The sequence below is a fragment of the Streptomyces camelliae genome (assembly GCF_027625935.1).
GTDB lineage: Bacteria > Actinomycetota > Actinomycetes > Streptomycetales > Streptomycetaceae > Streptomyces > Streptomyces camelliae.
In genome coordinates this window covers 588,143-610,071 of sequence record NZ_CP115300.1, presented here as the reverse complement: position 1 = coordinate 610,071, position 21,929 = coordinate 588,143, and the positions used below count along the sequence as shown (strand labels likewise).

At 70.4% G+C, this 21,929-nt stretch carries 19 protein-coding genes and 2 pseudogenes; 13 read left to right on the top strand and 8 right to left on the bottom strand.

Annotated elements, in window-relative coordinates; genetic code table 11:
- Positions 1-417 precede the first annotated feature (417 nt).
- From O1G22_RS02910 to O1G22_RS02895, 4 genes and pseudogenes are all read left to right on the top strand, one after another.
- Positions 418-1,500: a S1 family peptidase gene (locus O1G22_RS02910; RefSeq protein ID WP_270079819.1), complete on the top strand. Its 1,083-nt coding sequence runs from the start codon at positions 418-420 to the stop codon at positions 1,498-1,500.
- 338 nt (positions 1,501-1,838) lie between these two features.
- Complete coding sequence (locus O1G22_RS02905) at positions 1,839-3,722, top strand: ATP-binding cassette domain-containing protein (RefSeq protein ID WP_428986474.1); 1,884 nt, start codon at positions 1,839-1,841, stop codon at positions 3,720-3,722.
- 41 nt (positions 3,723-3,763) lie between these two features.
- Positions 3,764-4,099, top strand: coding sequence for a MazG-like family protein (locus O1G22_RS02900; RefSeq protein ID WP_270079817.1), 336 nt, complete (start codon positions 3,764-3,766; stop codon positions 4,097-4,099).
- A gap of 123 nt (positions 4,100-4,222) precedes the next feature.
- Positions 4,223-4,555 (top strand): annotated as a pseudogene (locus tag O1G22_RS02895) (SAM-dependent methyltransferase); the annotation flags it as partial.
- Between the two features lie 194 nt (positions 4,556-4,749).
- On the opposite strand, the gene O1G22_RS02890 reads toward O1G22_RS02895, so the two are convergent.
- The 3 genes from O1G22_RS02890 to O1G22_RS02880 all read right to left on the bottom strand — a co-directional run bounded on the left by O1G22_RS02890 (position 4,750) and on the right by O1G22_RS02880 (position 9,053).
- Positions 4,750-5,250: a GNAT family N-acetyltransferase gene (locus O1G22_RS02890; protein ID WP_270079815.1), complete on the bottom strand. Its 501-nt coding sequence runs from the start codon at positions 5,248-5,250 to the stop codon at positions 4,750-4,752.
- A 154-nt stretch (positions 5,251-5,404) separates the two neighbouring features.
- Positions 5,405-5,683 (bottom strand): hypothetical protein, encoded by a 279-nt coding sequence (locus tag O1G22_RS02885; RefSeq protein ID WP_270079814.1) that lies wholly within the window; start codon positions 5,681-5,683, stop codon positions 5,405-5,407.
- A 265-nt stretch (positions 5,684-5,948) separates the two neighbouring features.
- Positions 5,949-9,053, bottom strand: a complete 3,105-nt coding sequence (locus O1G22_RS02880) for an alpha-L-rhamnosidase (RefSeq protein ID WP_270079813.1) — start codon at positions 9,051-9,053, stop codon at positions 5,949-5,951.
- A gap of 220 nt (positions 9,054-9,273) precedes the next feature.
- On the opposite strand from O1G22_RS02880, the gene O1G22_RS02875 reads away from it, so the two are divergent.
- Positions 9,274-9,519, top strand: coding sequence for a Smr/MutS family protein (locus O1G22_RS02875; protein ID WP_225100006.1), 246 nt, complete (start codon positions 9,274-9,276; stop codon positions 9,517-9,519).
- Positions 9,520-10,241: 722 nt separating this feature from the next.
- Here O1G22_RS02875 and O1G22_RS02870 read toward each other — a convergent pair.
- Together O1G22_RS02870 and O1G22_RS02865 are read right to left on the bottom strand one after the other, a co-directional pair.
- Positions 10,242-10,763 carry an HAD domain-containing protein gene (locus O1G22_RS02870; protein ID WP_270079812.1) on the bottom strand — a complete coding sequence of 174 codons (522 nt, stop codon included), beginning with the start codon at positions 10,761-10,763 and terminating at the stop codon, positions 10,242-10,244.
- Positions 10,764-10,877: 114 nt separating this feature from the next.
- The gene (locus O1G22_RS02865; protein ID WP_270079811.1) at positions 10,878-11,519 is read right to left on the bottom strand and encodes a LysM peptidoglycan-binding domain-containing protein; all 642 of its coding nucleotides are present in this window, start codon (positions 11,517-11,519) and stop codon (positions 10,878-10,880) included.
- Between the two features lie 579 nt (positions 11,520-12,098).
- Between O1G22_RS02865 and O1G22_RS02860 the strand changes: the two genes are divergently transcribed.
- Together O1G22_RS02860 and O1G22_RS02855 are read left to right on the top strand one after the other, a co-directional pair.
- Positions 12,099-12,224 (top strand): hypothetical protein, encoded by a 126-nt coding sequence (locus tag O1G22_RS02860; protein ID WP_270079810.1) that lies wholly within the window; start codon positions 12,099-12,101, stop codon positions 12,222-12,224.
- Positions 12,225-12,344: 120 nt separating this feature from the next.
- Positions 12,345-14,159: an ABC transporter ATP-binding protein gene (locus tag O1G22_RS02855; RefSeq protein ID WP_270079809.1), complete on the top strand. Its 1,815-nt coding sequence runs from the start codon at positions 12,345-12,347 to the stop codon at positions 14,157-14,159.
- Positions 14,160-14,175: 16 nt separating this feature from the next.
- On the opposite strand, the gene O1G22_RS02850 is transcribed toward O1G22_RS02855, so the two are convergent.
- A complete protein-coding gene (locus tag O1G22_RS02850; RefSeq protein ID WP_270079808.1) occupies positions 14,176-14,769 on the bottom strand; it encodes a PadR family transcriptional regulator in 594 nt (197 codons plus the stop codon).
- 73 nt (positions 14,770-14,842) lie between these two features.
- Here O1G22_RS02850 and O1G22_RS02845 point away from each other — a divergent pair, with 73 nt between their 5' ends.
- Both O1G22_RS02845 and O1G22_RS02840 read left to right on the top strand, forming a co-directional pair.
- A complete protein-coding gene (locus O1G22_RS02845) occupies positions 14,843-15,316 on the top strand; it encodes a hypothetical protein (protein WP_270079807.1) in 474 nt (157 codons plus the stop codon).
- 1 nt (position 15,317) lies between these two features.
- A complete protein-coding gene (locus O1G22_RS02840) occupies positions 15,318-16,484 on the top strand; it encodes an FAD-dependent oxidoreductase (protein ID WP_270079806.1) in 1,167 nt (388 codons plus the stop codon).
- 438 nt (positions 16,485-16,922) lie between these two features.
- Here O1G22_RS02840 and O1G22_RS02835 read toward each other — a convergent pair whose 3' ends face one another.
- Positions 16,923-17,711 carry an ANTAR domain-containing protein gene (locus O1G22_RS02835; protein ID WP_270079805.1) on the bottom strand — a complete coding sequence of 263 codons (789 nt, stop codon included), beginning with the start codon at positions 17,709-17,711 and terminating at the stop codon, positions 16,923-16,925.
- 119 nt (positions 17,712-17,830) lie between these two features.
- Here O1G22_RS02835 and O1G22_RS02830 point away from each other — a divergent pair, with 119 nt between their 5' ends.
- A complete protein-coding gene (locus O1G22_RS02830) occupies positions 17,831-18,181 on the top strand; it encodes a MarR family transcriptional regulator (protein WP_270079804.1) in 351 nt (116 codons plus the stop codon).
- Positions 18,182-18,209: 28 nt separating this feature from the next.
- Here O1G22_RS02830 and O1G22_RS02825 read toward each other — a convergent pair.
- A pseudogene (locus O1G22_RS02825) lies at positions 18,210-18,966 on the bottom strand (Rossmann-fold NAD(P)-binding domain-containing protein); the annotation flags it as partial.
- A gap of 126 nt (positions 18,967-19,092) precedes the next feature.
- Here O1G22_RS02825 and O1G22_RS02820 point away from each other — a divergent pair.
- Genes O1G22_RS02820 through O1G22_RS02810 form a run of 3 tightly spaced genes read left to right on the top strand, consistent with a single transcriptional unit; the run spans position 19,093 to position 21,889 of the window.
- Positions 19,093-20,208, top strand: coding sequence for a Gfo/Idh/MocA family protein (locus tag O1G22_RS02820; protein ID WP_270079803.1), 1,116 nt, complete (start codon positions 19,093-19,095; stop codon positions 20,206-20,208).
- Entirely contained in the window at positions 20,205-21,137 is a 933-nt protein-coding gene (locus O1G22_RS02815; RefSeq protein WP_270079802.1) for a DUF6807 domain-containing protein, read from the top strand. The genes O1G22_RS02820 and O1G22_RS02815 overlap by 4 nt, the downstream gene beginning before the upstream one ends.
- Positions 21,131-21,889 (top strand): cupin domain-containing protein, encoded by a 759-nt coding sequence (locus O1G22_RS02810; protein WP_270079801.1) that lies wholly within the window; start codon positions 21,131-21,133, stop codon positions 21,887-21,889. The genes O1G22_RS02815 and O1G22_RS02810 overlap by 7 nt, the downstream gene beginning before the upstream one ends.
- The last annotated feature ends 40 nt before the right edge of the window (positions 21,890-21,929 follow it).

Here is a 21,929-nt window from a genome sequence, read left to right as displayed (position 1 = left end):
GCCGTGACACGGCCCCGGGTGATGTCCCGAGCCGACGCTGTGGCCGCGTCGGTCATCGATGAGCCAAGAGTGCTCTAAAACAAGGACGGCTGGTCCGGATTCCGGACGGAATCGATATGTACCGGCCAGCCATGGGTGCACCGAGCGTGGGCGGCGGACGTGCGGACGGCCACCGTGCGTGACGCCGGACATCGGGCCGAAGGTGCGGAGTGCAGAGATGGCGGCGCCGATCGGCTGTCCGCCGTACCGGATGCCCGGCCGGAATCCTTCCTTGTTGTGGCGTGAGCGCATCGCCATACTCGTCGGCGTTTGGCATGGGCACGACCGGATCCCCAGGGGTCGGGGCGTACCCGTGTCTGTCATCCCTCCGGCCCCGGCCCGTCGAGCGGGCGGGGCAACCCCCACTGGAGGCTTCACATGGCGCAACGCCGAACAGCTCTCACCACCCGCGCGCTCACCGGAGCGAGCGTCGCGGTTCTCATGGCCGGGGCGGCCCTGCTCCCCGGTGCCGGCTCGGCCACGGCCGCCCCCGCTTCCGCCGCGGCCACCCCGGCCGCGGCCCGTGCCGCGTCCACCGCCGCCCTCGTCGCACGACTGGGCGACCGCGCCGCCGGTTCCTACTACGACGCCGCGGCCCACCGGTTCGTCGTCAACATCACCGACCGGTCCGCGGCCGACCAGGTCCGCGGCACCGGCGCCGTGCCCAGAACCGTGCGCTACTCCACCGCCCAACTGCGCGGGGTGCTGGGCACGTTGACCCAGCGGGCCCGGATCGCCGGCACCGCCTGGTCGATAGACCCCCGTCAGGACAAGGTGGTCGTGACCGTCGACCCGACGGTCACCGGAGCCAAGCGCACCCAGTTGAACACCGTGGTCGGCGCGCTCGGAGACAAGGTCGTCATACGTCGCGCCGCCTCCGTGTTCAAGCCGCTCATCGCGGACGGCGACGCCATCTGGGGCAGCGGTGTGCGCTGCTCCCTCGGGTTCAACGTGACCGTGAACGGAGCGCCGTACTTCCTCACCGCCGGGCACTGCGGCAACGCCTCCTCGACGTGGTCCGACTCCCAGGGCGGCGGCGAGGTAGGCCAGACCGTCGACTCACAGTTCCCCGGCACCGACTACGCCCTGGTCCAGTACGACGACGCGAGCAGCGACCACTCCAGCGTCGTCGACCTCTACGACGGCAGCAGCCAGCAGATCACCCACGCGGCCGACGCCTACGTCGGTGAGTCGGTCCAGCGCAGCGGCAGCACCTCGGGTCTCCATGGCGGCACGGTCACCGGGCTCGACGCGACCGTGAACTACGAGGAGGGCTCTGTCTCCGGGCTCATCGACACCGATGTGTGCGCGGAGCCCGGGGACAGCGGCGGTGCGCTCTTCGACGGCGACGCGGCGATCGGGCTGACCTCGGGCGGCAGCGGTGACTGCACGTCCGGCGGCGAGACCTTCTTCCAGCCGGTGCCGGCGGCGCTGAACGCCGAGGGAGCCACGCTTCCGTAACCCGCGGGTTGCCGTGCGCATCCGCGATCACCGCGGTCACGCCTCAACCGGTCCTCCTACGGGGCCGGTTGAGGCGTCTTCATGTCCGGGGTTCCGGGGCCGGGTCACCGCACGATGAAATCTCATACGTCACACGCGTTTCAGACATCGGCGATTCGGCCAATCCTCGCCGCCCCAGGGCGGCTTCATCACGGTGGCCACGCGTTCGAGGCCTTGCGATTCAAGGGCCCCAGCGCGTCCGGAATCGAGTGCGTTCGAATCTCCAGGAGCGTCGTTATGCCGGGCACCGCCGAGCCATCCAGGTGCGGCGCCGCCCCCAAGGAGGAACGCAGGTGACTGTGACCGACGCCTCGACGGCATACGCGAAGACGCCGCCCCCACCACCCCCGGCCACCATCACCTTCGAGGGGAAGCACGGGAAGAATCCCCTGGCAGATGCCGGTTTCGGGGCCATGTGCCGGCGTCTTCCGGCCGTGCTCAGGCATACGTCGCGCATGGCGTGGGCCGTCGACAGGACCGGCGTCGCGGTGCTCCTCGTCTGCCAGTTGCTCACCGGCATCGCGGCCGCGGTCGTCCTCACGTTCACGGCCCAGGCGATGAGACACCTCCTCGGCACCGGCGCGGTCTCCGAACGCCTGCACGCCGCACTGCCCGCTCTCGCCGTCGTGACGGTCGCCGCGGGCATCGGCCGGATCAGTGGCGCCCTGTCCTCCTATGCCGACGCGCGCATCACACCCCTGCTGATGACCGAAGCGGACATCGCCCTCGTGAACGCCGTGTGCCGCGTGGAGTCCTCCGCATACGGCGAGGACGGATTCGCCGATCGGCAGGAAGCCGCCGAAGTCGGCGTCACCAGGACCCGGACGATGGTGCAGGACGCCCAACGCTTCATGTCCGCCCTGATCCGCATGATCGCGGCGAGCGGTGTCATCACCGCGCTGCACCCGCTGATGCTGCCTCTGCTCCTGCTGGCCGTGCTCCCGGCCGGCGCCGGCGCCGTACTGTCCGCCCGCGTGGACTACGAGACCCACTACCTCAACATCGGTGATCGCAATGTGCGCTCCATGATGCGCTGGTGGGCCACCTACTCCCGCTACGGCGACGAGGTCCGGGCCAACGGCATGACCGGCTACCTCCTCTACTGGTACCGGGCCCTGTCCGATCGGATCGACCAGCGCACGCTGACCGCGGCCCCGCGGATGCTGCGCATCGTCCTCGCTACCAGCGCCCTGGGCGGGATCTTCCTGCTGTGCACCTGGACCGCCCTCGCCTGGCTGGCCGTCACCGGCCAGGTCGCCCTGCCCGTCGCGGCGACCGCCGTCGTCGCCGTCCAGACCACGCTGGCCGCGCTCTCCCAGTTCGTCATTCACGGCGCCGCGATGTTCCACACCTCGCTCTACCTGGCAGACATGCGATCCTTCCTCGACATGGCCGCTGAACGCGCCCCCGAGCGAGGAGAGCTGACCATCCCGGCACGCGTGGACGAGATCCGCCTGGACGAGGTCGTGTACCAGTACCCCGGCAAGGAGGAGCCGGCCGTCGCCGGCGTGTCCCTCACGCTGCGCCGGGGAGAGATCCTGGCCGTCGTCGGCGAGAACGGCTCGGGCAAGTCGACCTTGACCAAGCTCATCACCGGCATCCTGCTCGCCGACAAGGGACGAGTCGTGTGGGACGACACCGACCTCGCCCAGGCCGATCCTGACGCCGTATGGCAACGCACCGCGCTCGTCCCCCAGGGCTTCGCATGCTGGCCCCTGCGCGCCCGAGAGAACATCACCCTGGGCCAGCCCAGGACCTACGACGACGGGCCGGTGTGGGAGGTCGTCGACGCCGTCGGCATGCGCGAAGCGATCGAAAGGCTCCCCCAGCAGCTCGACACCCTGCTCGCCAAGGAGCTCTGGGGCGGCGCGGAGCTGTCCGGCGGGCAGTGGCAACGACTCGTGTGCGGGCGGGCCTTGTACCGGCGGACACCCCTGCTGATCCTGGACGAGCCGACCTCGCAGATGGACGCCCGGGGCGAGCACGCCATCTTCCTGGAGATCAAGCGGGTCGCCGCCGAACGCATGACGATCGTCGTCACCCACCAGCTGGAGAACACGCGGCTCGCCGACCGGATTCTGGTCATGGACAAAGGACGAGTCATCGAACAGGGAACATACGAGGAACTCGCCCACGCGGACGGCCTGTTCGCAGAGCTCCTCGCCCTGGCCCAGGACCGGTGACCGCGTGGGACATCGCCTGACGACACAGAATCGAGACACACGTGACGGACACCTGGCAGACGATCACCCGCCTCGCCATCCGCTTGGAGAACCACTCCACGCTCCCTCGTGAACAGCGCATCCTCCTGCAGCTGCTCAAGATCCAGGAGGAAGCCGGTGAGGTCGCCGAGGCGGTGATCGGCGCCATGGGACAGAACCCCCGCAAGGGCCACTCACACACCTGGGAGGACGTCGAAGCCGAGGTCTGCGACGTCATCGTCACCGGCATGGTCGCACTCATCCGCATGAATCCCGACGCGGCGGCCGTATTCGCCCGGCACATGGAACGCATCGCCGGCCGAGACCTGGGCGAGAACGCTGAGCGGCCCGCGGGATGAACCGACACGCAGCGCCCGCCCCCACCTGTTCCGACCGAAGGACCCGAAGTGGATCTACCACGTAGTTTCACCATCCGCGAGAGCAGCCACCGCATCCACAACCCCTTCACCAGCGAGAAGCGCGGCGAGCCGTTCTGGCGGCGTGAACCCCCGACCCAGGAGGCCGTCGAAGCCTGCCATGCCGGCAGCCGTGCGGACTTCCACCCGCTGGCCGGGCTGATCGAGCAGTTCGGGTCACTCGGCTACGACGTCGTCGAGATGGTGCTCGCCGACCAGGACAGCTGGGACCGCTACCGCGCGGCCCAGTGGCTCAACATCCGCCGCTGGCTCGACAGCAACCCCGAGGACGAACTCGCCCCCGCTTTCAGGGAGGAGCTCACCACCGACCCTGTCCGGTACGCGCGCTATGAACGCGAGTACCTGGGCTGGGGCGTCTTCGTGCTCATGCGTCGCTGACCGCAGCCGGGGCCGGCATCTCACCGGCCCCGGCCGTCGGCGCACCCCAACGCCCATAGCCCACGTGAGACTTCGCTGCCTCGGCATCCGGCTACGGTGCTGAACATGGACAACGATGCTCATCGTGGGAGTCGTTGATCCGCCGCACGTCGCCGGCTGACACCGCCCGCGATCCGCCGGTCACCGTGACCGGGTCAGCGGGTGATCTTCTTGTAGAAGCACACCCGGTCCTGACCAGGACCGTCGTAGTCGGTGTGTACGGGCAGGCCGTCTACCTCGCTGTCCCCGCTCTCCAGGGAGAACCCCATGGCGCGGTGGAACGCGATGGACCCCGCGTTCGTCGGCGAGGTGATCGCCCGGACCTCCGTGCGGCCCCGTTCGGCGGCATCGCGGAGGAACTCCGTGTAGAGGCGTCGTGCCATGCCCTGTCCGCGCAGCTTGGGGTCGACCCCCACGAAGTGGATGTATGCCTCGGTGTCGTTGTCGGCGGCATGGAAGCCGATGAGGAACGCACGGATGTCGGGGCCGTCCTCCAGGACCAGGCTGGTGCGGGAGAAGTACTGCAGGAACAACCTGGGCAGCAACAGGGACAGTTCCCGGGCTTGCTCGGGGGTGCGTGAGTCTCCCCACCACTGCTGTACACATTCCACGATCGTGCCGTGGTCGGAAACGCGGGCCGGGCGCAGTGCGGGCATTTCGGTCCTCTCGGTCCTCTCGGTTCCGTACGTCAGTGAAGCCGACGCGTCGCTCAGTTCACGAACTCCATGTCAGCAGATGCAGCTGTGGGAGGAACGCTTCCGCATCGGTGAACGGGGCGTGTTGTGGGCCACGGAGGGTGACCTGTCGGTTTCAGCCGGGAGCGTAGTCGCGGAACGCGCGCCAGCCCGGTCCTGTGTCGGTCTCGCCGTCCTTCCCGAGCAGCAGGAAGGGTCTGTCGAGGCCGTGCTGGGCGACCGGCATGAGCCAGCCGTCGATATGGCTCAGATTTCCGTCCATGTCGATGCCCGCGGCGACGGCACAACCGCGGTCGGCAAGGTCCGCTGCCAACGTGGTGCCCCAGGTGCGGGGTTCGCCGAGACCGGGGGAGTAGAGCACCGCCGGCAGGCGCCCGCTGCGTCTGTCCGTCACCGGCACGGTGCGTCAGCCTCCCGGGGTGCGACAGAGAGCTGGGGGCGCGGACGGCCGCTCCGGCGGGGAGCGCGGCGGCGAGGGTACAGACCGCGGCGGCGGCACAGGCGGCAAGGGAGCGCAGCCATATGGCTGTACGACGACGGCGCCGGTGACGGTTCGTCATACATCCAGGTTGATCCTTCGCCCGCCCCCGGCATCAGGGAAACCCCGGATCACGCCTCGGGGTCCCCTGGGTGTGGGCCGAGCGTTCTGGTCGCGTGGGCTACAGGATCGCGGTCAGATCGTAGTGCCCGGACGGCAGCCGGTACGAGGCCGAGCCGTTCGTGAAGCCCAGGTACTGGACGCCTTGGGCGCGGGACAGGGGAGTTCTGCCCTCGCGGACGGTGGACGGGTCGGCGGTGGGGAGGGACAGGGTCGCCGTGCTGTTGGCGGGGACCGTCGCCCGGTAGGCGAGCGTCCGGTGCTCGGTCCGCCACTCGCTGACGATCTCACCGTAGGGCGACACGTGCGAGCCGGACACGTGGGTGATCCTCCCGGTCGGGTCGAGGTGGGGCCGGAGGAAGAAGTGGCGGAAGCCGGGGCCGGCCGGGTCCTTGGCGATGCCGGCCATGCTCTCGTACATCCACTCCATGATCGCGCCGTAGGAGTAGTGGTTGAAGGAGTTCATCGCGACCGGGCCGAAGCCGTCCTGCTTGGAGTAGGAGTTCCAGCGCTCCCAGACGGTGGTCGCGCCGTTGTCGACGGAGTACAGCCAGGACGGCATGGCGTTCTGGTGGAGCAGCTTGTAGGCGAGGTCGGCGTGGCCCTCGTCGGTGAGTACGGGGGCGAGGACGTTGACGCCGAGGAAGCCGACGGCGAGGGTGTCCTCGGCGTACTGGACACGTGTGCTGTCGGGGTGGGCGGCCTTGTAGGCGGCGTCGTTGCCGATGTTCTCGGCGAGCAGCGTGACCAGTTGGCGGTGCTGGGCCTCGGTGTCGTAGAAGCCGAGCTTGAGCACCCACAGCAGCGCGGTCTGGGAGTTGTCCTCGGTCTTGGTGGTACCGCCGGGCGTGACGGGCGAGGCGTCGCCGAGGCTGGAGCGCACGGTGAGCCGGCCGTCCTCGGTGCTCAGGTACTTGGTGATGAAGGCCCGTTTGATGTGCGCGAAGAGGTCCTGGTAGGCGCGGGCCTGGGTGGTCCGGCCCGTGGCCGCGGCCATGTCCGCCATCAGGCGTGCGCTGTAGCCGTAGTAGACGTCGCTCATGAGCTGTGTGCTGGTCTGCTGGAAGGCAAGCCAGTCACCGTAGATCGCGCCCTGCCCGGCGTAACTGTCCCCGGTGCGCTGCCGGATCCAGTCCATGTACGTCGTCATGGCATCCCAACTGCGATCGACGACGGTGGTGTCACCGGACATCTGCCACACCGTCCAGGGGACGACGACGCCACAGTCGGCCCAACCGCTCGCAGGAACCGGCGAGTTGTACCGGTTGCCCGGTGCGACATGGGTGAACTGGGCGTGGTCCTCGCCGTAGGTCTTCTGCGAGTCGATGAGGATGTCCTCGAAGTGGCTCAGGAAGGCGACGGCGTCGACGTTGTACAGGCCGGTGTTGGAGAACAGCTGGGTGTCGCCGGTCCAGCCGAGGCGTTCGTCGCGCTGTGGGCAGTCGGTGGGGACCCAGAGATAGTTGCCGCGCTGGCCCCAATGGACGTTGCTGATCAGCTGGTTGACCTTGTCGTCGTCGGTCGTGACCGATCCGATCTCGCGGAGGGCCGACGTGGCGACCCTGCCGGTCAGGTCGGTGACGGTGACCGGGCCGCCGGTGACGGTGACGGAGGCGTACCGGAAGCCGTAGAAGGTGAGCGAGTCCTGGTGGGTCTCGCCGAGTGGGTCGCCCTTGAGGGTGTAGACGCTGGTGGCCTTCGCGCCCCGCAGATTGGCGCGGTAGACCGAGCCCTCCGGGCCGTCGGCGCCCTTGCTCGCGTCGTTGAGCATCTCGCCGAAGCGGACGGTCACCTGGGCGCCTGCGGACCCGCGCACGGTGTAGCGGGGTACACCGACCATGTTCTGTGCCAGGTCGAAGATCGCCGTGTCGCCCTCTGCGAGGGTCACCGAAGCGGTGGCGGCCCTGGCGGGGTCGGTGACCGTGCGCGAGGCGTCGACGACGATGTGCCCCTTGCCGTTGGGGCTGCCGTCCTGGCCCGCGACCCCGGTGCAGACGGTGACGGAGTGGGGTCTGCGGTCCCACTCGGGCGTCAGCCGGGCGCTCTCGCCGGGGTAGGCGATCAGCTTGGCGGCGGGGAAGCGGGTCGCGTACGGGTGCTCGGTGACGTCCGCCCACCCGGAGTCGTTGTAGCCGCCGGCCGTCCAGCCGGGCAACTCTTCGCGGGCGTCGTAGGTTTGGCCGTCGTAGATGTCGTCGGCGCGGTAGGGGCCGCTGTCCGTGGCCTTCCAGCCGGAGTCCGGCGCGGTGACCAGGCTCTGCGTCGAGCCGTCGGCGTAGCGCAGCAGTAGTCGGGCCTTCAGGGCGAGCGGGTTGCCGTCCGGGGAGTAGTAGACGCTGCCTTGGGAGACGCGGCCGTTGTACCAGCCGTTGCCCAGGACGGCGGCGAGGGTGATCTTCCGTTCGCCGGCGAGCAGTTCGGTGACGTCGTAGGTGAAGTAGCTGACCGTGGTGTCGTAGTTGGTCCAGCCCGGGGTGAGCAGTTCCTCGGTGGAGCCGCCGGAAGATTCTCCGTGCGGTGCGGTGACGCGGTGGCCGTTGACGTACGCCTCGTACACGCCGAGTGCCGACACGTACAGCCGTGCCGCGCGCACCCGCCCCCGGAGCGTGGCCTCGCGGCGCAGCAGCGGGGCGCCGGGGGAGTTCGGCTTCTTGCCCGCCATGGTGATCCAGCGGGCACCGTCCCAGCCGATCTTTCCGTCCGTGCTCAGCAGGCCGGTCTCGAAGAAGGCGACGGGGGCGTCGGGGACGTCCCGCCCGTCCTCGTCCTGGACCAGGACCGTCCAGAAGTAGCGGGTCGAAGGCCGCAGGGCCCGGCCCGCGTACCGTACGGCGACGGAGTCCGCCGAGGTGACGCGGCCGCTGTCCCAAACGTCGGCCCGGCCGTCACGCAGGCGCTCGGCGGTGGTGGCCACGAGGAGCCGGTAGGCGCTCTGCCGGCGGCCGCGGGCCGAGGAGACCATGCGCCAGCCGAACCGTGGCGCGGCCGCGTCCACGCCCAGCGGGTTCGTGCGGTGTTCGACCGTCAGCCCTGCCACGCTTGTGCCTCCTGCGGTCGGTACGGCCGCTCGTGCCGTGCCGGCTCCGCCGATCCCGCCCGCCACGACCGCCGGCACCGAACCCAGTGCCGTGGCCAGAACCGTCCTGCGGCGTATGCCGTCGCTCATGCCATGTCCCTTCGACTGAGGCTCGTTTGTATCGATTCAACTCGCCGTCCGATGAAGCTAGTGACGGATGTGGTGTCTGTCTACCGCTCTAGCAGCAGGAACATTCGACAGAATCAAACAGAAGCGGCTGCGGTGAGTGGGTGATTGAAACCGTTCAAAACCGTGATGCTTAACTGGTCTGCGATTCGCGCGCCCGTCCCGCTTCACCAGGAGGTTCCGCATGATGTCGCTCGATCTCCATCCGATCTTCCGCAACAACCGCGACATCGAACTGGCTCTGCGTCAGTTCCTGTTCAAGGCCAACCATTCGGGCGAGTCTGTCGTGGAGATCATTCCGGGCAAGGGATCCGGGCGGCTCAAGGCCCGCGTACTCGCGTTCCTGGACCAGAAGCACATCCGGAAGCTGTATGTCCGGCGCGAGGTCGACACCGGCAACGCCGGACGGATCCTCGTCCACTTCCGGTGATCATTCGCGCCGCAAAAACCTTCTCGAAGAGGTGGGGGGCCATGGCATTGGCCGGTGCGGTACTGGAGGTACCCGCCACCGCACAGGCGGCCTCCACCGCACCGGTGCCGGGAACGGTTTCCCCCACTGTGCACGCCATGTCCCTTGCCGGGGGCCGTGCCGTCCTCCCTGCAGATGACCGTCCAGGTGTGGCTGAAGCCTGACCTGGCCGGTGGGCTACGACACCATGACGGGCGTCGGCACACCGAACGGCACGGCCTTCGTCGCCGGGCTGCGCCACGACGCACCCTGACCGACCGGCCTTCGCCCGCATCGGTACCGCCGGACGATTTACCTTCGCCGCCGTGCCGTTCCTCGTCACGGGGTACTACGCCGCCTGCGGACCGGGCCGGCGGCCGGTTCGCTGCGCCGGCCGTGACGCGGATCTTCGACTGGCCGGGACTCGGTGTTCGGCGCCCGTGGTGCCGTCGAAGGTGAGTCGAAGAAGCCACCGGGGTGAGCGCGTGTCGCATCGGAAAGTCGAACTGCATCTGTCCGGGCGCCGTCCACCGCTCATGCGTCTGGCGGCCGCACGCGGCCTCGGGAATGCGCCGGGTGCCCGCTGCCATGACCGCCCGGTCGTAGGCGACGTGGTCGGCGTGCTCGAAGGCCGGCCGCCGGTCACGCGCGGCCCGCTTGAGGCAGGGGCCGACGCGCAGGGTGTGCACGTGAGGCGCTGCGTGTCAGGACGGCTGCCGCAGCCACGAGTCGAGAGCCGCGTAGTCGTCGTCGGTGAGACCGAGGCGTGCATCGACGCGACGGAGCAGGGCGGGGCCGGGGTGGTGGACGGCGACCCAGGCACGATCGGTGTCGGTGACCTCGTCGTCGACCCAGGCGAAGGGGCGACCTGCCGCCCGGTCGACGAGCGTACGGGTCTTCCAGTGCAGTCCGTCGCGTTCGTCCTGGTCGTCGAGGTCGGACGGCCCCGGCCAGATCACCACGGCCAGCTCAGGCAGTCCGATGCGGGGGCAGATGCACTCGTTGGCGTCAGCCATCCACGTCGTGGCCCAGACGATCTCGCACGGGAGGCTTTTCAGACGGGTTCCGTGTTCGGGATCGATCCTGGTCAGCAGTGGATTCGCGGCGGCCGCACCCGGACCCGGATCTGTCGCATGGATCGGATACTGCTGCCCCGTCGCGCCGAACGGGATGAGCGGCCCGTCGACATCAAGAAAAAGCAGCGGACCTCGTGCAGAACCTGTCACAGCAGCACGATAGCCACCACGCCCAGGTGGGACCAGCCTGGAACGGGCGAACGGCTCGGCCCTACGCCGGGTCCTCGACGCAGGCCGGGAACCGGCGGAGGGCCGGTGAGCGCGCTAACTCGTGGAGGAGGGGAGGGTGAGCCGCTGGCCCGGCTGGATCATGCCTGGGTCGGCGCCGATGATGTTCCGGTTGGCTTCGTAGAGCCGCTGCCAGCCGCCGGTGACGGCGGCCTGCCGCGCGACGCCGGACAGGGTGTCGCCCTCGACCACGGTGTACGAGCCGTTGGGGCGGTGGCCGGTACCGCGGTGCGAGCGGGACGTGGGTGCGGTGTGCCGGAGAGTGCTGGGGCGTTCGACCGGCTCGCTCCGCCCGCCGCCGCGCGTGAGGTGCGCCCGTACCGAGCAGACCGGCCATGCTCCGGGCCCCTGCCGGGCGAGCACCGCTTCCGCCACGGCGATCTGTGCCGCCCGGCTCGCCAGATCGGCCCGCGGCGCGTACGCGGTCCCGCCGTACGCCACCCACGTCCGCTGCGTGAACTGCAGCCCGCCGTAATTGCCGTTGCCGGTGTTGATGCTCCAGTCGCCCCCGCTCTCGCAGCCGGCGACCCGGTCCCAGGTGGTGCCGGAGGCCGCTTGGGCGACGGCCGGTACGAGGAGCGGCAGAACGATGCCGAAGCTGCCGAGGACAAGGGCGGTGCGGAGCGACGGCAGGAGCCGTGGGGGCGCGGTGCGGCGGTGCCGCGGTCGTGCGGTCATAGGCCTTCCTCTCCACTGCAGTTCCCGCCCACCGGTGGTCCCCGGCGGGCTGTAGGAAGTACGGCAGCGACGCCTGGCCGCTCACAAGGCGCGAAGAGCTCACGGCCCGTCATGCGCCGTCACGTGCCACCACCCGCTTCAGTGACGATCCGTCAGATACCGTGGCTTGCGAGCACGCAAGTGGGCAGGAGCGCACGGAAGTTGAGTCCCCCACGTGACAGGGCTCCGACCGGCCTGAGACGGCGCCGCAGGGGCGGCGCACGCCTACGGCGGGGTACGGGACGCTCCGCTCGGATGCGGCGGCCGGGATGGCATCGTCGCAGTACCGGGCGCTGCGGCGAACGGGGCAGGAGGCGCACACGGGCCCCGGCCGCGCGATGATCCGCGTCTTGGCCACCCAGGACAGCGACCTGGGGCGCGTACCCGTCCCCGCATGCGGATTCGGTAAGGGAATCTAGGTCAACGCTCACCTTCCCCCTTGAGCGAGGCGTCTGCCGTCCCCGTACTCAACGGTGCGACACAAGACGAAGTCACCGGCGAACAGCGCTGATTGACGGACCGTCAGGAAGGGATACGACAATGTCCTTCGCCAAGATCATGCTGGCCAAGAAGGCCAAGAAGAAGGAAGGCGGTGCCGCCGCCAAGGCCAAGCACCACCACAAGAAGCACCACCACAAGAAGCACAAGAAGGCCGCCGCCAAGTAGGACGGCGGCACTGGAACACGACCACACAGGCAGACCGTGCCGGGGTCCGTTCGCGCAACACGGAAGCGCGGCGGACCCCGGCACGCCGTCGGACCGGGCAGTGCCCAGGAAGCGCCGGCCATGCACTTCGCAGCACCCCTCACCATGTCCACGGACCGCTCCGGGGCGGAAACCGCGGCCGGTGCCCCGACCCGGATGCGGCACGCCCGGATCTCGCCACTGGCCGCGTTCCGCACGTTCTGGCCGCTGGTCAGCGTCAACCGCGCGGCCGTACTGGTGGCCGCCGCGCTGCTGGTGGTGTCCGCCGGATGCGACGCGGGCGCGATCGGCGTCGTCGGCGTCCTCACCGACGATGTGCTCACCCCCGGTGATCTCGCGGCCTTCTGGGGGCCCGCCGCCCTCTGGCTGGGGCTCGCCGTGGCCGGCGCGATCGCCTCCGCGGTGGGGGGCTACCTTGCCGGGTGGACCAGCGAACACTTCCTGCTCGGTCTGCGCGACCGGGTCTTCCAGCATCTGCAACGGATGCCCCCGGACGCCCTGGACCGCTTCGGCACGGGCGACCTGGTATCCCGGCTGACCGGGGACATCGAGACCGTCGAGTCGCTCGTGGCCTCCGCGCCCGTCGAACTGATCACCTCCGCCGTCGGGGCGGTGGTGTTCGCCGTGGCGGCCTTCTGGACCAGCTGGCAGCTGGCCCTGATCACCCTGACCGCAGCCCCGCTGATCTGGTTCGGCGCCCGGTGGTTCGGCACCCTGATGCGCTCCGCCACCCGCGCCGAACGCGACAGCAACGGCCGGCTGGCCTCGCTGCTGGAGGAGAGCCTGGCCAACATGCCCCTGGTGCAGGCCTACGGCCGGCAGCAGGCCGAGCACGGCAAGGTGCACCGCGAGGGACGCACCTGGATGCGCGCCGGACTGCGGCAGATCCGGCTGTCGTCGGTGTACGGCCCGATGGGCGAACTGGTCGAGACCCTCAGCGTGTTGGCCGTGATCGGGGCCGGGGCCTGGCAGATCTCCGAGCACCACCTCAGCGTCGGTGGGCTGCTCTCCTTCGCCGCCTTCCTCGGCTATCTCCACCCCAGGCTCCAGGAACTCGGCGAACTCGTCGTCAGCGCGTCCTCCGCGACCGCCGCCTGTGAACGCCTCATCGAGGTCCTGCGCACCGGCACGGTCCGCGAGACCGCTGTACGGCCGGACGTCCCGCCGCTCACCGAACCGGTGCGCGGCGCCGTGATCTTCGAGGACGTCGGCTTCTCCTACCCCGGCGGCGGCCGGCCCGTGCTGAACCGGGTGCGCCTGGACATCGCCCCCGGCCTGCTCGTCGCCGTCACCGGGCCCAGCGGCACCGGCAAGTCCACCCTCGGCAAACTGCTGCTGCGGTTCCACGAGCCGTCCCGGGGCCGGATCCTGCTCGACGGCCGGGACATCGCCGAACTCCCGGTGGACGAGGTGCGCCGGCACATCACGCTGCTCCCGCAGGACAGCATGCTCTTCGACGGTACGGTCCGCGAGAACATCACCTACGGCCGTCCCGACGCCGCCGAGGCGGACGTGCTCGCCGCCGCCGTCGCGGCCGACGCGCACGGATTCGTCAGCGCGCTGCCCGACGGCTACGACAGTCCCGTCGGCAAGCGCGGCAACCACCTCTCCGGGGGCCAGCGCCGCAGGATCGCCCTCGCACGGGCCATGCTCCGCACCGCGCCCGTGCTGATCCTCGACGAGCCCACGGCCGGGCTCGACGACGACTCCACGGCCCGCATCATGGCCCCACTGCGCCGCCTTGCCGCCGGGCGCACGACCTTCCTCATCACCCACGACCTGCGCCTGACGGCCCAGGCCGACCTCGTCCTCCATCTCACCGACGGCACGGCGGTGATCACGGCGCCGGGGCTGTCATCGACTGCCGGCAGGGAGCCGGAGCACGAGGCGGCCTGACGTCCGGCGGAGCGCCTCAGGACGCAGCTTCGGCGAGCGCCGCCAGGGTTTCGAAGTCCCAGGTGAGAGTGCCTGAGCGCAGTTCCGCCGTGACCGCGTCGAGCCAGTTGAGCTCCGCGGTCAGAACGGCGCGCCGGTACTCGTCCTCCAGCATGGTGACCCGGGGCAACGCCAGTTCTCGCGCGCCCTCGGCGGCGGCCGCCAACTCGGCGAGCCGAGCCCGTACTTGGGCGGCGCGCGCGGACAGGTCGGCCTCCACCTCCCCCGGCAACAGCATCATGGTGAAGGAGAGCGCGGCGGGGAACTCGGGGTACTCCGCCCGCGGCGCCACGAGCATCTCCCGCAACCACTCACGCGTCGCCGCACGGCCCGCCTCCGTCACCTCGTAGACGGTGCGTTCCGGGTACTGCTGATCCCGGCTGGTCTCGCGCACCGCGATCAGGCCTGCTTCGAGCAGCCGGTCGATGGTCCGGTACAGGCTCGCCCGCTGGCTGACGTTGACGACCTGATCCTTCCCCCACTGCTTGATGAGCCGCTGGATGCCGTACGGGTGCAGCGGGCGCAGGTGCAGGAGCGAGAGAACGGTGAGGCCGAGAGGGGAGCTGCGCATGACCAGAGCCTAGCGGAGTCGATCTCAGGGGAACTAGTTGACATGAGACTAGTTTCATTGCAACTATCGCCGCATGACGACAACCACTCCACTCGTCGAGTCCGCCGAGCGCATCCACGCGGACCACACCACCCTGAAGCGCCTGGGTCACTGGACCGAGGTCACCGAGTTCGACGTGCGAGCCCGCCGCTCCACCGTCGTGCTGGACCTCCGCTCCCCGGGGATCAGCTGGGACGAACCGGTCACCGTGCACCTGGGGCTCGTCTCCGCAGCGGTCACCCTGCTGCTGCCCGAAGACGTCGCCGTGGACAGCCGGGACCTCGCCTTCTCCGGCCGCGGCCGGGTGAAGGACGCACAGCCCGGCACCGGCCCGGCCCGGCTGCGGCTGGCCGGCGCGGTCACCGACGGCGGGATCCGCCTCCGTCGTGGCGGCATCGCCCAGCTCACCGCCATGTGCTCGCGCGCCTACCTGGACGACCTGCGCCGCGCCCACCGCGAGGGCGGTCTGCCCGTCGTCGACGACCCCACCCGGGAGAGGGCCCACTGACATGAACCGCACCCGCACCGCCATCGTCATCGGAGGCGGTATCGCCGGCCCGGTCGCGGCCCTCGCGCTGCGCCGGGCCGGCATCGAGGCCGCCGTACACGAGTCCCACGCCACGACCGCCGACGGCATCGGCGGCGCCCTGAGTGTCGCCCCGAACGGCCGGGCCGCCCTCGGGCTGGTCGGAGTCGACCGGATCGGTGCCCCGATGAACGCCATCGTGCTGCAGAACCACAAGGGCCGGGTGATCACCGAGATCCGTCAGCCCATGCAGTTCAGCTGGCGCGCCGACCTGTACCGGCGGCTCTACGACCTCGCCCTGGACCAGGGCGTCGCGGTCCACCACGGCCACGAACTGGCCGACGTCCGGGAGAGCGGCACCGGCATCCGGGCCGTCTTCGCCGACGGGACCGTCAGCGAGGAGGCCGACATCCTGATCGGCGCGGACGGCCTGCGCTCCACCGTGCGCCGGCTGATCGACCCCCGAGCACCCCAGCCGCGCTACTCGGGGCTCCTCGGTTTCGGCGCCCGCGTCGACGGCGCCGGACGGCCGCCCACCGGCGACCGTATGTACATGTCCTTCGGGCGACGGGCCTTCTTCGGACACCAGTCCTTCGACGACGGCACCGGCGTCTGGTTCGCCAACCTTCCGCACCCCTATCTGACATGGACGCACGTGCGGCAGACCACGAACGAGGAGTGGCTGCGCCGGCTGGGCGAGGCCTTCGCCGACGACCGCGTGCCCGCGCTGGACCTGCTGCGGCGCACTCCGCCCCAGGACCTGGTCACGGCCGGACCCATGGAGGATCTCCCGCACGTCCCGCACTGGCATCGCGGCCGCATGGTGCTGGTCGGTGACTCCGCCCACGCCACGTCCCCCAGCTCCGGCCAGGGCGCCTCGCTCGCCGCGGAGAGTGCCGTGGAACTCGCCCGGGCGCTGCGGGACTTGCCGTACCCTCAGGCGTTCACTGCCTACGAGCGTGCCCGCCGCGCCCGGGTCGAACGCGTCATCGCCCAGGCCGCCCGCACCAACAGCGGTAAGGCCGCCGGGCCGGTGGGCCGGACGTTTCGGGACGCCCTCCTGCCGCTCTTCGCCCGCTTCGCCACCCCGGAGCGAATGGCCTGGCAGTACGACCACCGGATCAACTGGGAGGCTCCGATCGCCGCTTGAGCGGTGTTCGGACGGACGAGTCGTACGAGCCCGTGTTCCGCGCAACTCGGGCTCAGCTGCTGCGACATGGCGGGGCGACGTTTGCGCACGCGACACCGGGCAACTCGATGGGCACGCAACACGCAGAGAGAAGATGAAACGCAGTGACCACGCGAACCGCACCGAAAACGTCTCTTCGAGTGGCCGAAAGCGGCTGGGCCAAGGCGCGTCGCCTCCGGAACAAGGGCTTGCGTACCTGTGTCGCCGCCGTAGAGGGCGAGAGCGCCTCACCCATCGCGCGCACGAGGGCCGAGTGGAACATCGTCAGGGGCGAGGACTGAGTCATCCGGCGTCCCTCGCTCGGATCCGGGTGGAGCCGGGGAAACCGGGGATGGCCGAGGGCGAAGGAGCGAGCGCGTGTGTCTCCTCCGCCCTCCGCCCCGCGTCACGGCCCGCCGCCTACGAGTGCTCCTGTGTCCGGCACACCGCCTGCCGAGCCGAGTCCGTGAGGGTAGGGCGGCGCGGATGACCGTTCGCGTGGCGCGTTCTGGCGACGGCCGCCGTGAGCTGTCTGCGGATGGGTTCCGGCAAAGAAGTGCCCCGCACCGTGGTCACCACGTCGCTGGCCAGGCGATGCAGCTTGGTGTTGGTGTGCTGGGAGGCCGTGACCAGCACTTCCCATGCCTGGTCGGCATCCAGACCGAAGGACGCCATGAGGATGCCGCGGGCCAGGTCGATGTCCGGGCGGGTGCGCAGCGCACGCCGGAGCTGGACGAGCTCGGTCTGCAGGAGGCCGTCGTCGGTGTCCTCCTGCCGCCGTCCGGGCTTCCCGGGGGGCGTGGGTGTCCCGACGGGCGGGCCGGCGTCGTCGTGCCGGGCCGAGAAGAGGTCGTAGGTGTCCGTGAAGGTCAGCAGCCGCTCCGCGGCGGGGCTGGCAGCGGTGACGGTGACGCTCTTTCCCGTCTCGACCGCCTCGCGGCGCACGGCCAGCAGCACGTTGAGTGCGGAGCAGTCGGCGAACGTCAGCCCGCTCAGGTCCAGTTCGACTCCCTGCGCCGACCTCGCGAGGGCGTCGCACAGGGCGTGCCGCAGGCTCTGGCTGTCGTCGAGGAAGAACTCGCCTCTCACGGTGACGGTCACACGGCGGTGTCCCCGCCCCGCCTGCACCAGCAGCTGGGCCTTCGCAGGAGGAGACGGGCGGTGGCCGTTCGCACTGATCGACGGCCTCTCGGAGGATTGTTCCGGCATGATCGCCTCCTCCCCATGCCTGACTCCAGGCTCATCCGGCACCCCATGACACGTCAAGTCGTACCTGAATATTGTTTCGTGTTTTTGTGATCCTGAAAGCGCAGTCGTACGATTTGGGCATGGTGGTAGTCGACGGAGTGCCCGAGCCGCACACCGGATGGACGTTCCTGACCAGTCACGCGCGCGTCCTGGCCAGCATCGCGGACAACCACAATGTGCGCATCCGTGACATCGCGGCCCGCTGCCGGCTCACGGAACGTGCCGTCCAGAAGATCATCTCCGATCTGGAGCGGGACGGTTACCTGTCCCACACCCGCAAGGGGCGCGTCAACCAGTACAGGATCGATCCGAGCAAGATCCTGCGCCATCCGGCCGAGGCCGGCCTGACCGTGGCCTCTCTGCTGTCGATGCTGATCAGGGACGAGGCCGAGCGCCATGGCGCCACCGAGCGGTCGCAGGCGGATTCCTGAGCAAGGGCCGCAGCGGGCCGCTTCGCGTTCAGCCTGCCTTGCGGCCGCGCAAGAAGGGGGCGGTGCTCTCCCCGGCACCCTTCCGAAGCCTGTTCACGAACTCTCGCAGCACCTCCGGGCGCGGAGCGCTCCGGTTGCCGGCCCTGTGTGTGGCGGGCCCGTGTGCAGTCCATCAGGGGCAGCCGCAGTGCGGCGTCGTAGAGGTGAGGGGACGCGGGCAGGACCTGCGGCCGCCAGGCGGCGCCGATCGTGGACCGGGCGGTCGTACGGGGGAGCCGTATCGGGCGGTCGTACGGGGCAGCCGTATCGGGCGGCGGTCCAGCATCTGCGCGGGCAGGCCGGTGTCCACCACGGGCTCGGCGGCGGTGTTGAAGGCCCCTCGTGCGGCGGCGGAACGCAGCGCAAGACAGAACGCAGCGCAAGACGGAAGGTGCGCGACGTCGGCCGTGTGCCGCACCTGCTCGGTGGGGCCGGGCATGCCCGGGAGGACGGGCAACAGCTCGGATCGGGTCGGCGGACCGGGCGGGGGGACGGCCGCCGAAGATGCGACGCTGCTCGCTCGCCGACGCACGCTGGAACAGGAGGGCCGGGCGCATGCGCACCACTCCGACCTCGGGGTGATCACGCTCGAAGACGTCCAGCGTCCGCTCCAGGCAGGCCTTCTCGCGGCCGTACGCGGCGTCCGGCCGGCCGTGCGTCGGCCGGCCATCGTCCTTGGAGCCCGGAGAGTACGCGCCGACGGACGAGGCGTGGACCAGGACCGGCACCTGTGCCGCGGCCACGGCCACCAGCGATTTCTCCCCGCACAGGGGTTGTCCTGACAATCCCTGCGCCCCTAGGGTCGCCTCGTACGGAGCAAGCGCTTTCTCCCTCGTGCTTGAATCCGTGTGCCGAGCCCTCAGGAGCGCCGTATGCCCTTGTCCGCACCCCGCCGCCGTGTCGCTGTCATCGGCACCGGCGCCATCGTCACCGGCAGTCATCTTCCCGCGCTCAGAGCCCATGCGGAGCGCGTCGAACTCGTCGCCGCCGTCGATGTGGACGAGGGGAGACTGGAGGCCTTCCGGCAGGAGGCGGGTGCGCGGGTCGCCGGGTTCACCTCGACCGAGGCCATGCTCGACGCCGTACGCCCCGATCTCGTTCTCATCGGCACCCCGCCCGCCCTGCACCGTGAGCAGACCGTGGCCGCGCTCAAAGCGGGCGCCTGGGTGCTGTGTGAGAAGCCGCTGTGTCTGTCGCTGGCCGAGTACGACGACATCGCCGCCGCCGAGGAGGCCTCCGGCGCCTACGCCTCGGTCATCTTCCAGCACCGCTACGGCTCCGGTGCCGTACACGCCCGGGACCTGATCACGCGCGGCGAGCTGGGCACCCCGCTGGTCGCGCACTGCCAGACCACCTGGCACCGGGACGCCGGCTACTACGCCGTGCCGTGGCGCGGCCGGTGGGCGAGCGAGGGCGGCGGGCCGACCATGGGGCACGGCATCCACCAGTACGACCTGCTGCTGCACCTGCTGGGGGAGTGGGAGGAGGTGCGGGCCATGGCGGGCCGGCTGGTCCACGACGTCGAGAGCGAGGACGTCTCCACCGCCCTGGTCCGCTTCCGCGGCGGTGCGCTCGCCACCGTCGTCAACAGTGTCCTGTCTCCGCACGAGGTCAGCCGCATCCGCGTCGACTGCGCCGACGCCACACTGGAACTGACCCATCTGTACGGGCACAGCAACGACGACTGGGTGTACACCCCCGCGCCGCACGTCGATCCCGAGCGAGCCGCGGCCTGGCGGACCCCGGCGCAGGACGTGCCCAGCTCGCACATCGCCCAGCTCGGCACCCTCCTCGACGCGTTCGACCGCGGCGAGCGTCCCCCGGGCAGCGGTCCCGAGGCGCGCGCCACCCTGGAGTTCGCCGCCGCCCTGTACAAGGCGGCGTTCACCGGGCAGCCGGTGCGTAAGGGCGAGATCGGCCCCGGCGACCCCTACTACGCGGCCATGCACGGCGACCACCCCGACTGGGCCCCGAAGGAGCGCGCATGAGCATCCGAGTCAGCCACGTCCACGGTGAGCACCTCGCGGTCCAGGCATCCAATGGAACCGAGATCCTCCGCTACGTCTACCGGCCCGACCCGGACGCCTTCGAGGCCCGCAAGCCCTACGCCCACCCCCTGCGCACCCTCGCCGGGCGCACGGTGACCGGTTACCGGCCGAACGACCACCGCTGGCACAAGGGCCTGCAGATGACGGCCAGTCATCTGTCCGGGCAGAACTTCTGGGGCGGCAACTGCTATGTGCACGGCGAGGGTTACCTGCGGCTGCCCGACCGGGTCGGCTCGATGCGGCACGACGGCTTCACCGAGATCGCCGTGACCGATGAACGCCTCGATGTCACCGAGGAGTTGACCTGGGTCGAGAACGGCGGCCGGGAATGGGCGCGCGAGGTGCGTGGCCTGACGGTGCACTCGGTGGACGAGGAGGCCGGCGCCTGGACCCTGGACTGGTCCATCCACCTCACCAACACGCATGACAAACCTCTGCTGTTCGGCTCGCCGACCACCGCCGGCCGCGAGATGGCCGGCTACACCGGGCTCCAGTGGCGCGGTCCGCGCGACTTCACCGGTGGCGCCGTGTTCACGCCCGACTCCGAACCGGGCGTCGGCGCCGAGAAAATGATGGGCAGTCAGGGGCCCTGGCTGGCCTTCACCACCGAACACGACGAGACCGATGCCCACTCCACCCTCGTCTTCGCGCACGCCCCGGAGAACCTCGACGAGTCGTCCGCGATCCACGCCTCGCACTGGTTCGTCCGCTCCGAGCCGATCCCGACCGTCGCGTTCTCCTGGGCCTTCTTCGAGGAGTTCGCCCTGCCGCCGGGGGAGAGCTTCGGCTACCGCTACCGGGTGGTGATCGCCGACGGCGCCTGGGACCGCGACCGGGTCACCCGCCACCTGGAGGGCCTGCCGTGGTGAGCGAACCGTCCTCCCCCCTGCCCGGCGCCGTCGGTCTGTCGCACCTGAGCGCCTACGACTGGGAGGCCGCCGACGGTGTCTGCGGCGGCAGCCCGCATCTGCACCTGGTCTGCACCGAGGCGTACGTCGTCACCGCCGGCCGGGGTGCGGTGCAGACCCTGAGCCCCGACGGCTACCGGGACATCCCGCTGGAGCCCGGCTCGCTCGCCTGGTTCACCCCGGGCACCGTGCACCGCATGGTGCAGGGCGGCGATCTGCGGATCACGGTGCTCATGCAGAACAGCGGCCTGCCCGAGGCCGGGGACGCCGTGTTCACCTTCCCGCCCGAGGTGCTCGCCGACCCCGAGCGGTACGCGGCCGCCGCCACCCTCCCGCCGGGCACCGGCCCGGACACCGAGGCCGCCGCCCGGCGCCGCCGTGACCTGGCCGTCGAGGGCTATCTCGCCCTGCGCGAGGCCATGATCGCCGGCGACAACGGCCCGTACCGCGCGTTCCAGCGGGCCGCCGCCCGCCTGGTCCGGGCCCGGGTGCCCGCCTGGCGCGAGCTGTGGCGGGCCGGCGCCCTCGCCGCCGCCGAACGCACCGGCGCCCAGCTCGACGCCCTGGAGTCGGGCGAGCCGGCCTACCTCGCCGACGCGACCGCGTACCGGAGCGAGCCGAGTCGCGTGGGCGGCTTCGGGATGTGCGGGCGCCGGGACGAGTACGCCCTGCCCGGCACGACACTGCCCTACGACGGCAAGCCGACGGCCTAGCAGCCACCCGGCACCGGCGATGAGGAAGAGGTGACCTCGG

Excerpts from the sequence above, each read along its gene's own strand:
- O1G22_RS02815 (WP_270079802.1), top strand. The coding sequence starts at position 20,205 with ATGAGCATCCGAGTCAGCCACGTCCACGGTGAGCACCTCGCGGTCCAG.
- O1G22_RS02890 (WP_270079815.1), bottom strand. The coding sequence starts at position 5,250 with ATGCCCGCACTGCGCCCGGCCCGCGTTTCCGACCACGGCACGATCGTG.
- O1G22_RS02845 (WP_270079807.1), top strand. The coding sequence starts at position 14,843 with ATGACGACAACCACTCCACTCGTCGAGTCCGCCGAGCGCATCCACGCG.
- O1G22_RS02820 (WP_270079803.1), top strand. The coding sequence starts at position 19,093 with ATGCCCTTGTCCGCACCCCGCCGCCGTGTCGCTGTCATCGGCACCGGC.
- O1G22_RS02860 (WP_270079810.1), top strand. The coding sequence starts at position 12,099 with ATGTCCTTCGCCAAGATCATGCTGGCCAAGAAGGCCAAGAAGAAGGAA.
- O1G22_RS02840 (WP_270079806.1), top strand. The coding sequence starts at position 15,318 with ATGAACCGCACCCGCACCGCCATCGTCATCGGAGGCGGTATCGCCGGC.
- O1G22_RS02855 (WP_270079809.1), top strand. The coding sequence starts at position 12,345 with ATGCACTTCGCAGCACCCCTCACCATGTCCACGGACCGCTCCGGGGCG.
- O1G22_RS02865 (WP_270079811.1), bottom strand. The coding sequence starts at position 11,519 with ATGACCGCACGACCGCGGCACCGCCGCACCGCGCCCCCACGGCTCCTG.
- O1G22_RS02830 (WP_270079804.1), top strand. The coding sequence starts at position 17,831 with ATGGTGGTAGTCGACGGAGTGCCCGAGCCGCACACCGGATGGACGTTC.
- O1G22_RS02835 (WP_270079805.1), bottom strand. The coding sequence starts at position 17,711 with ATGCCGGAACAATCCTCCGAGAGGCCGTCGATCAGTGCGAACGGCCAC.
- O1G22_RS02850 (WP_270079808.1), bottom strand. The coding sequence starts at position 14,769 with ATGCGCAGCTCCCCTCTCGGCCTCACCGTTCTCTCGCTCCTGCACCTG.
- O1G22_RS02875 (WP_225100006.1), top strand. The coding sequence starts at position 9,274 with ATGATGTCGCTCGATCTCCATCCGATCTTCCGCAACAACCGCGACATC.
- O1G22_RS02910 (WP_270079819.1), top strand. The coding sequence starts at position 418 with ATGGCGCAACGCCGAACAGCTCTCACCACCCGCGCGCTCACCGGAGCG.
- O1G22_RS02880 (WP_270079813.1), bottom strand. The coding sequence starts at position 9,053 with ATGAGCGACGGCATACGCCGCAGGACGGTTCTGGCCACGGCACTGGGT.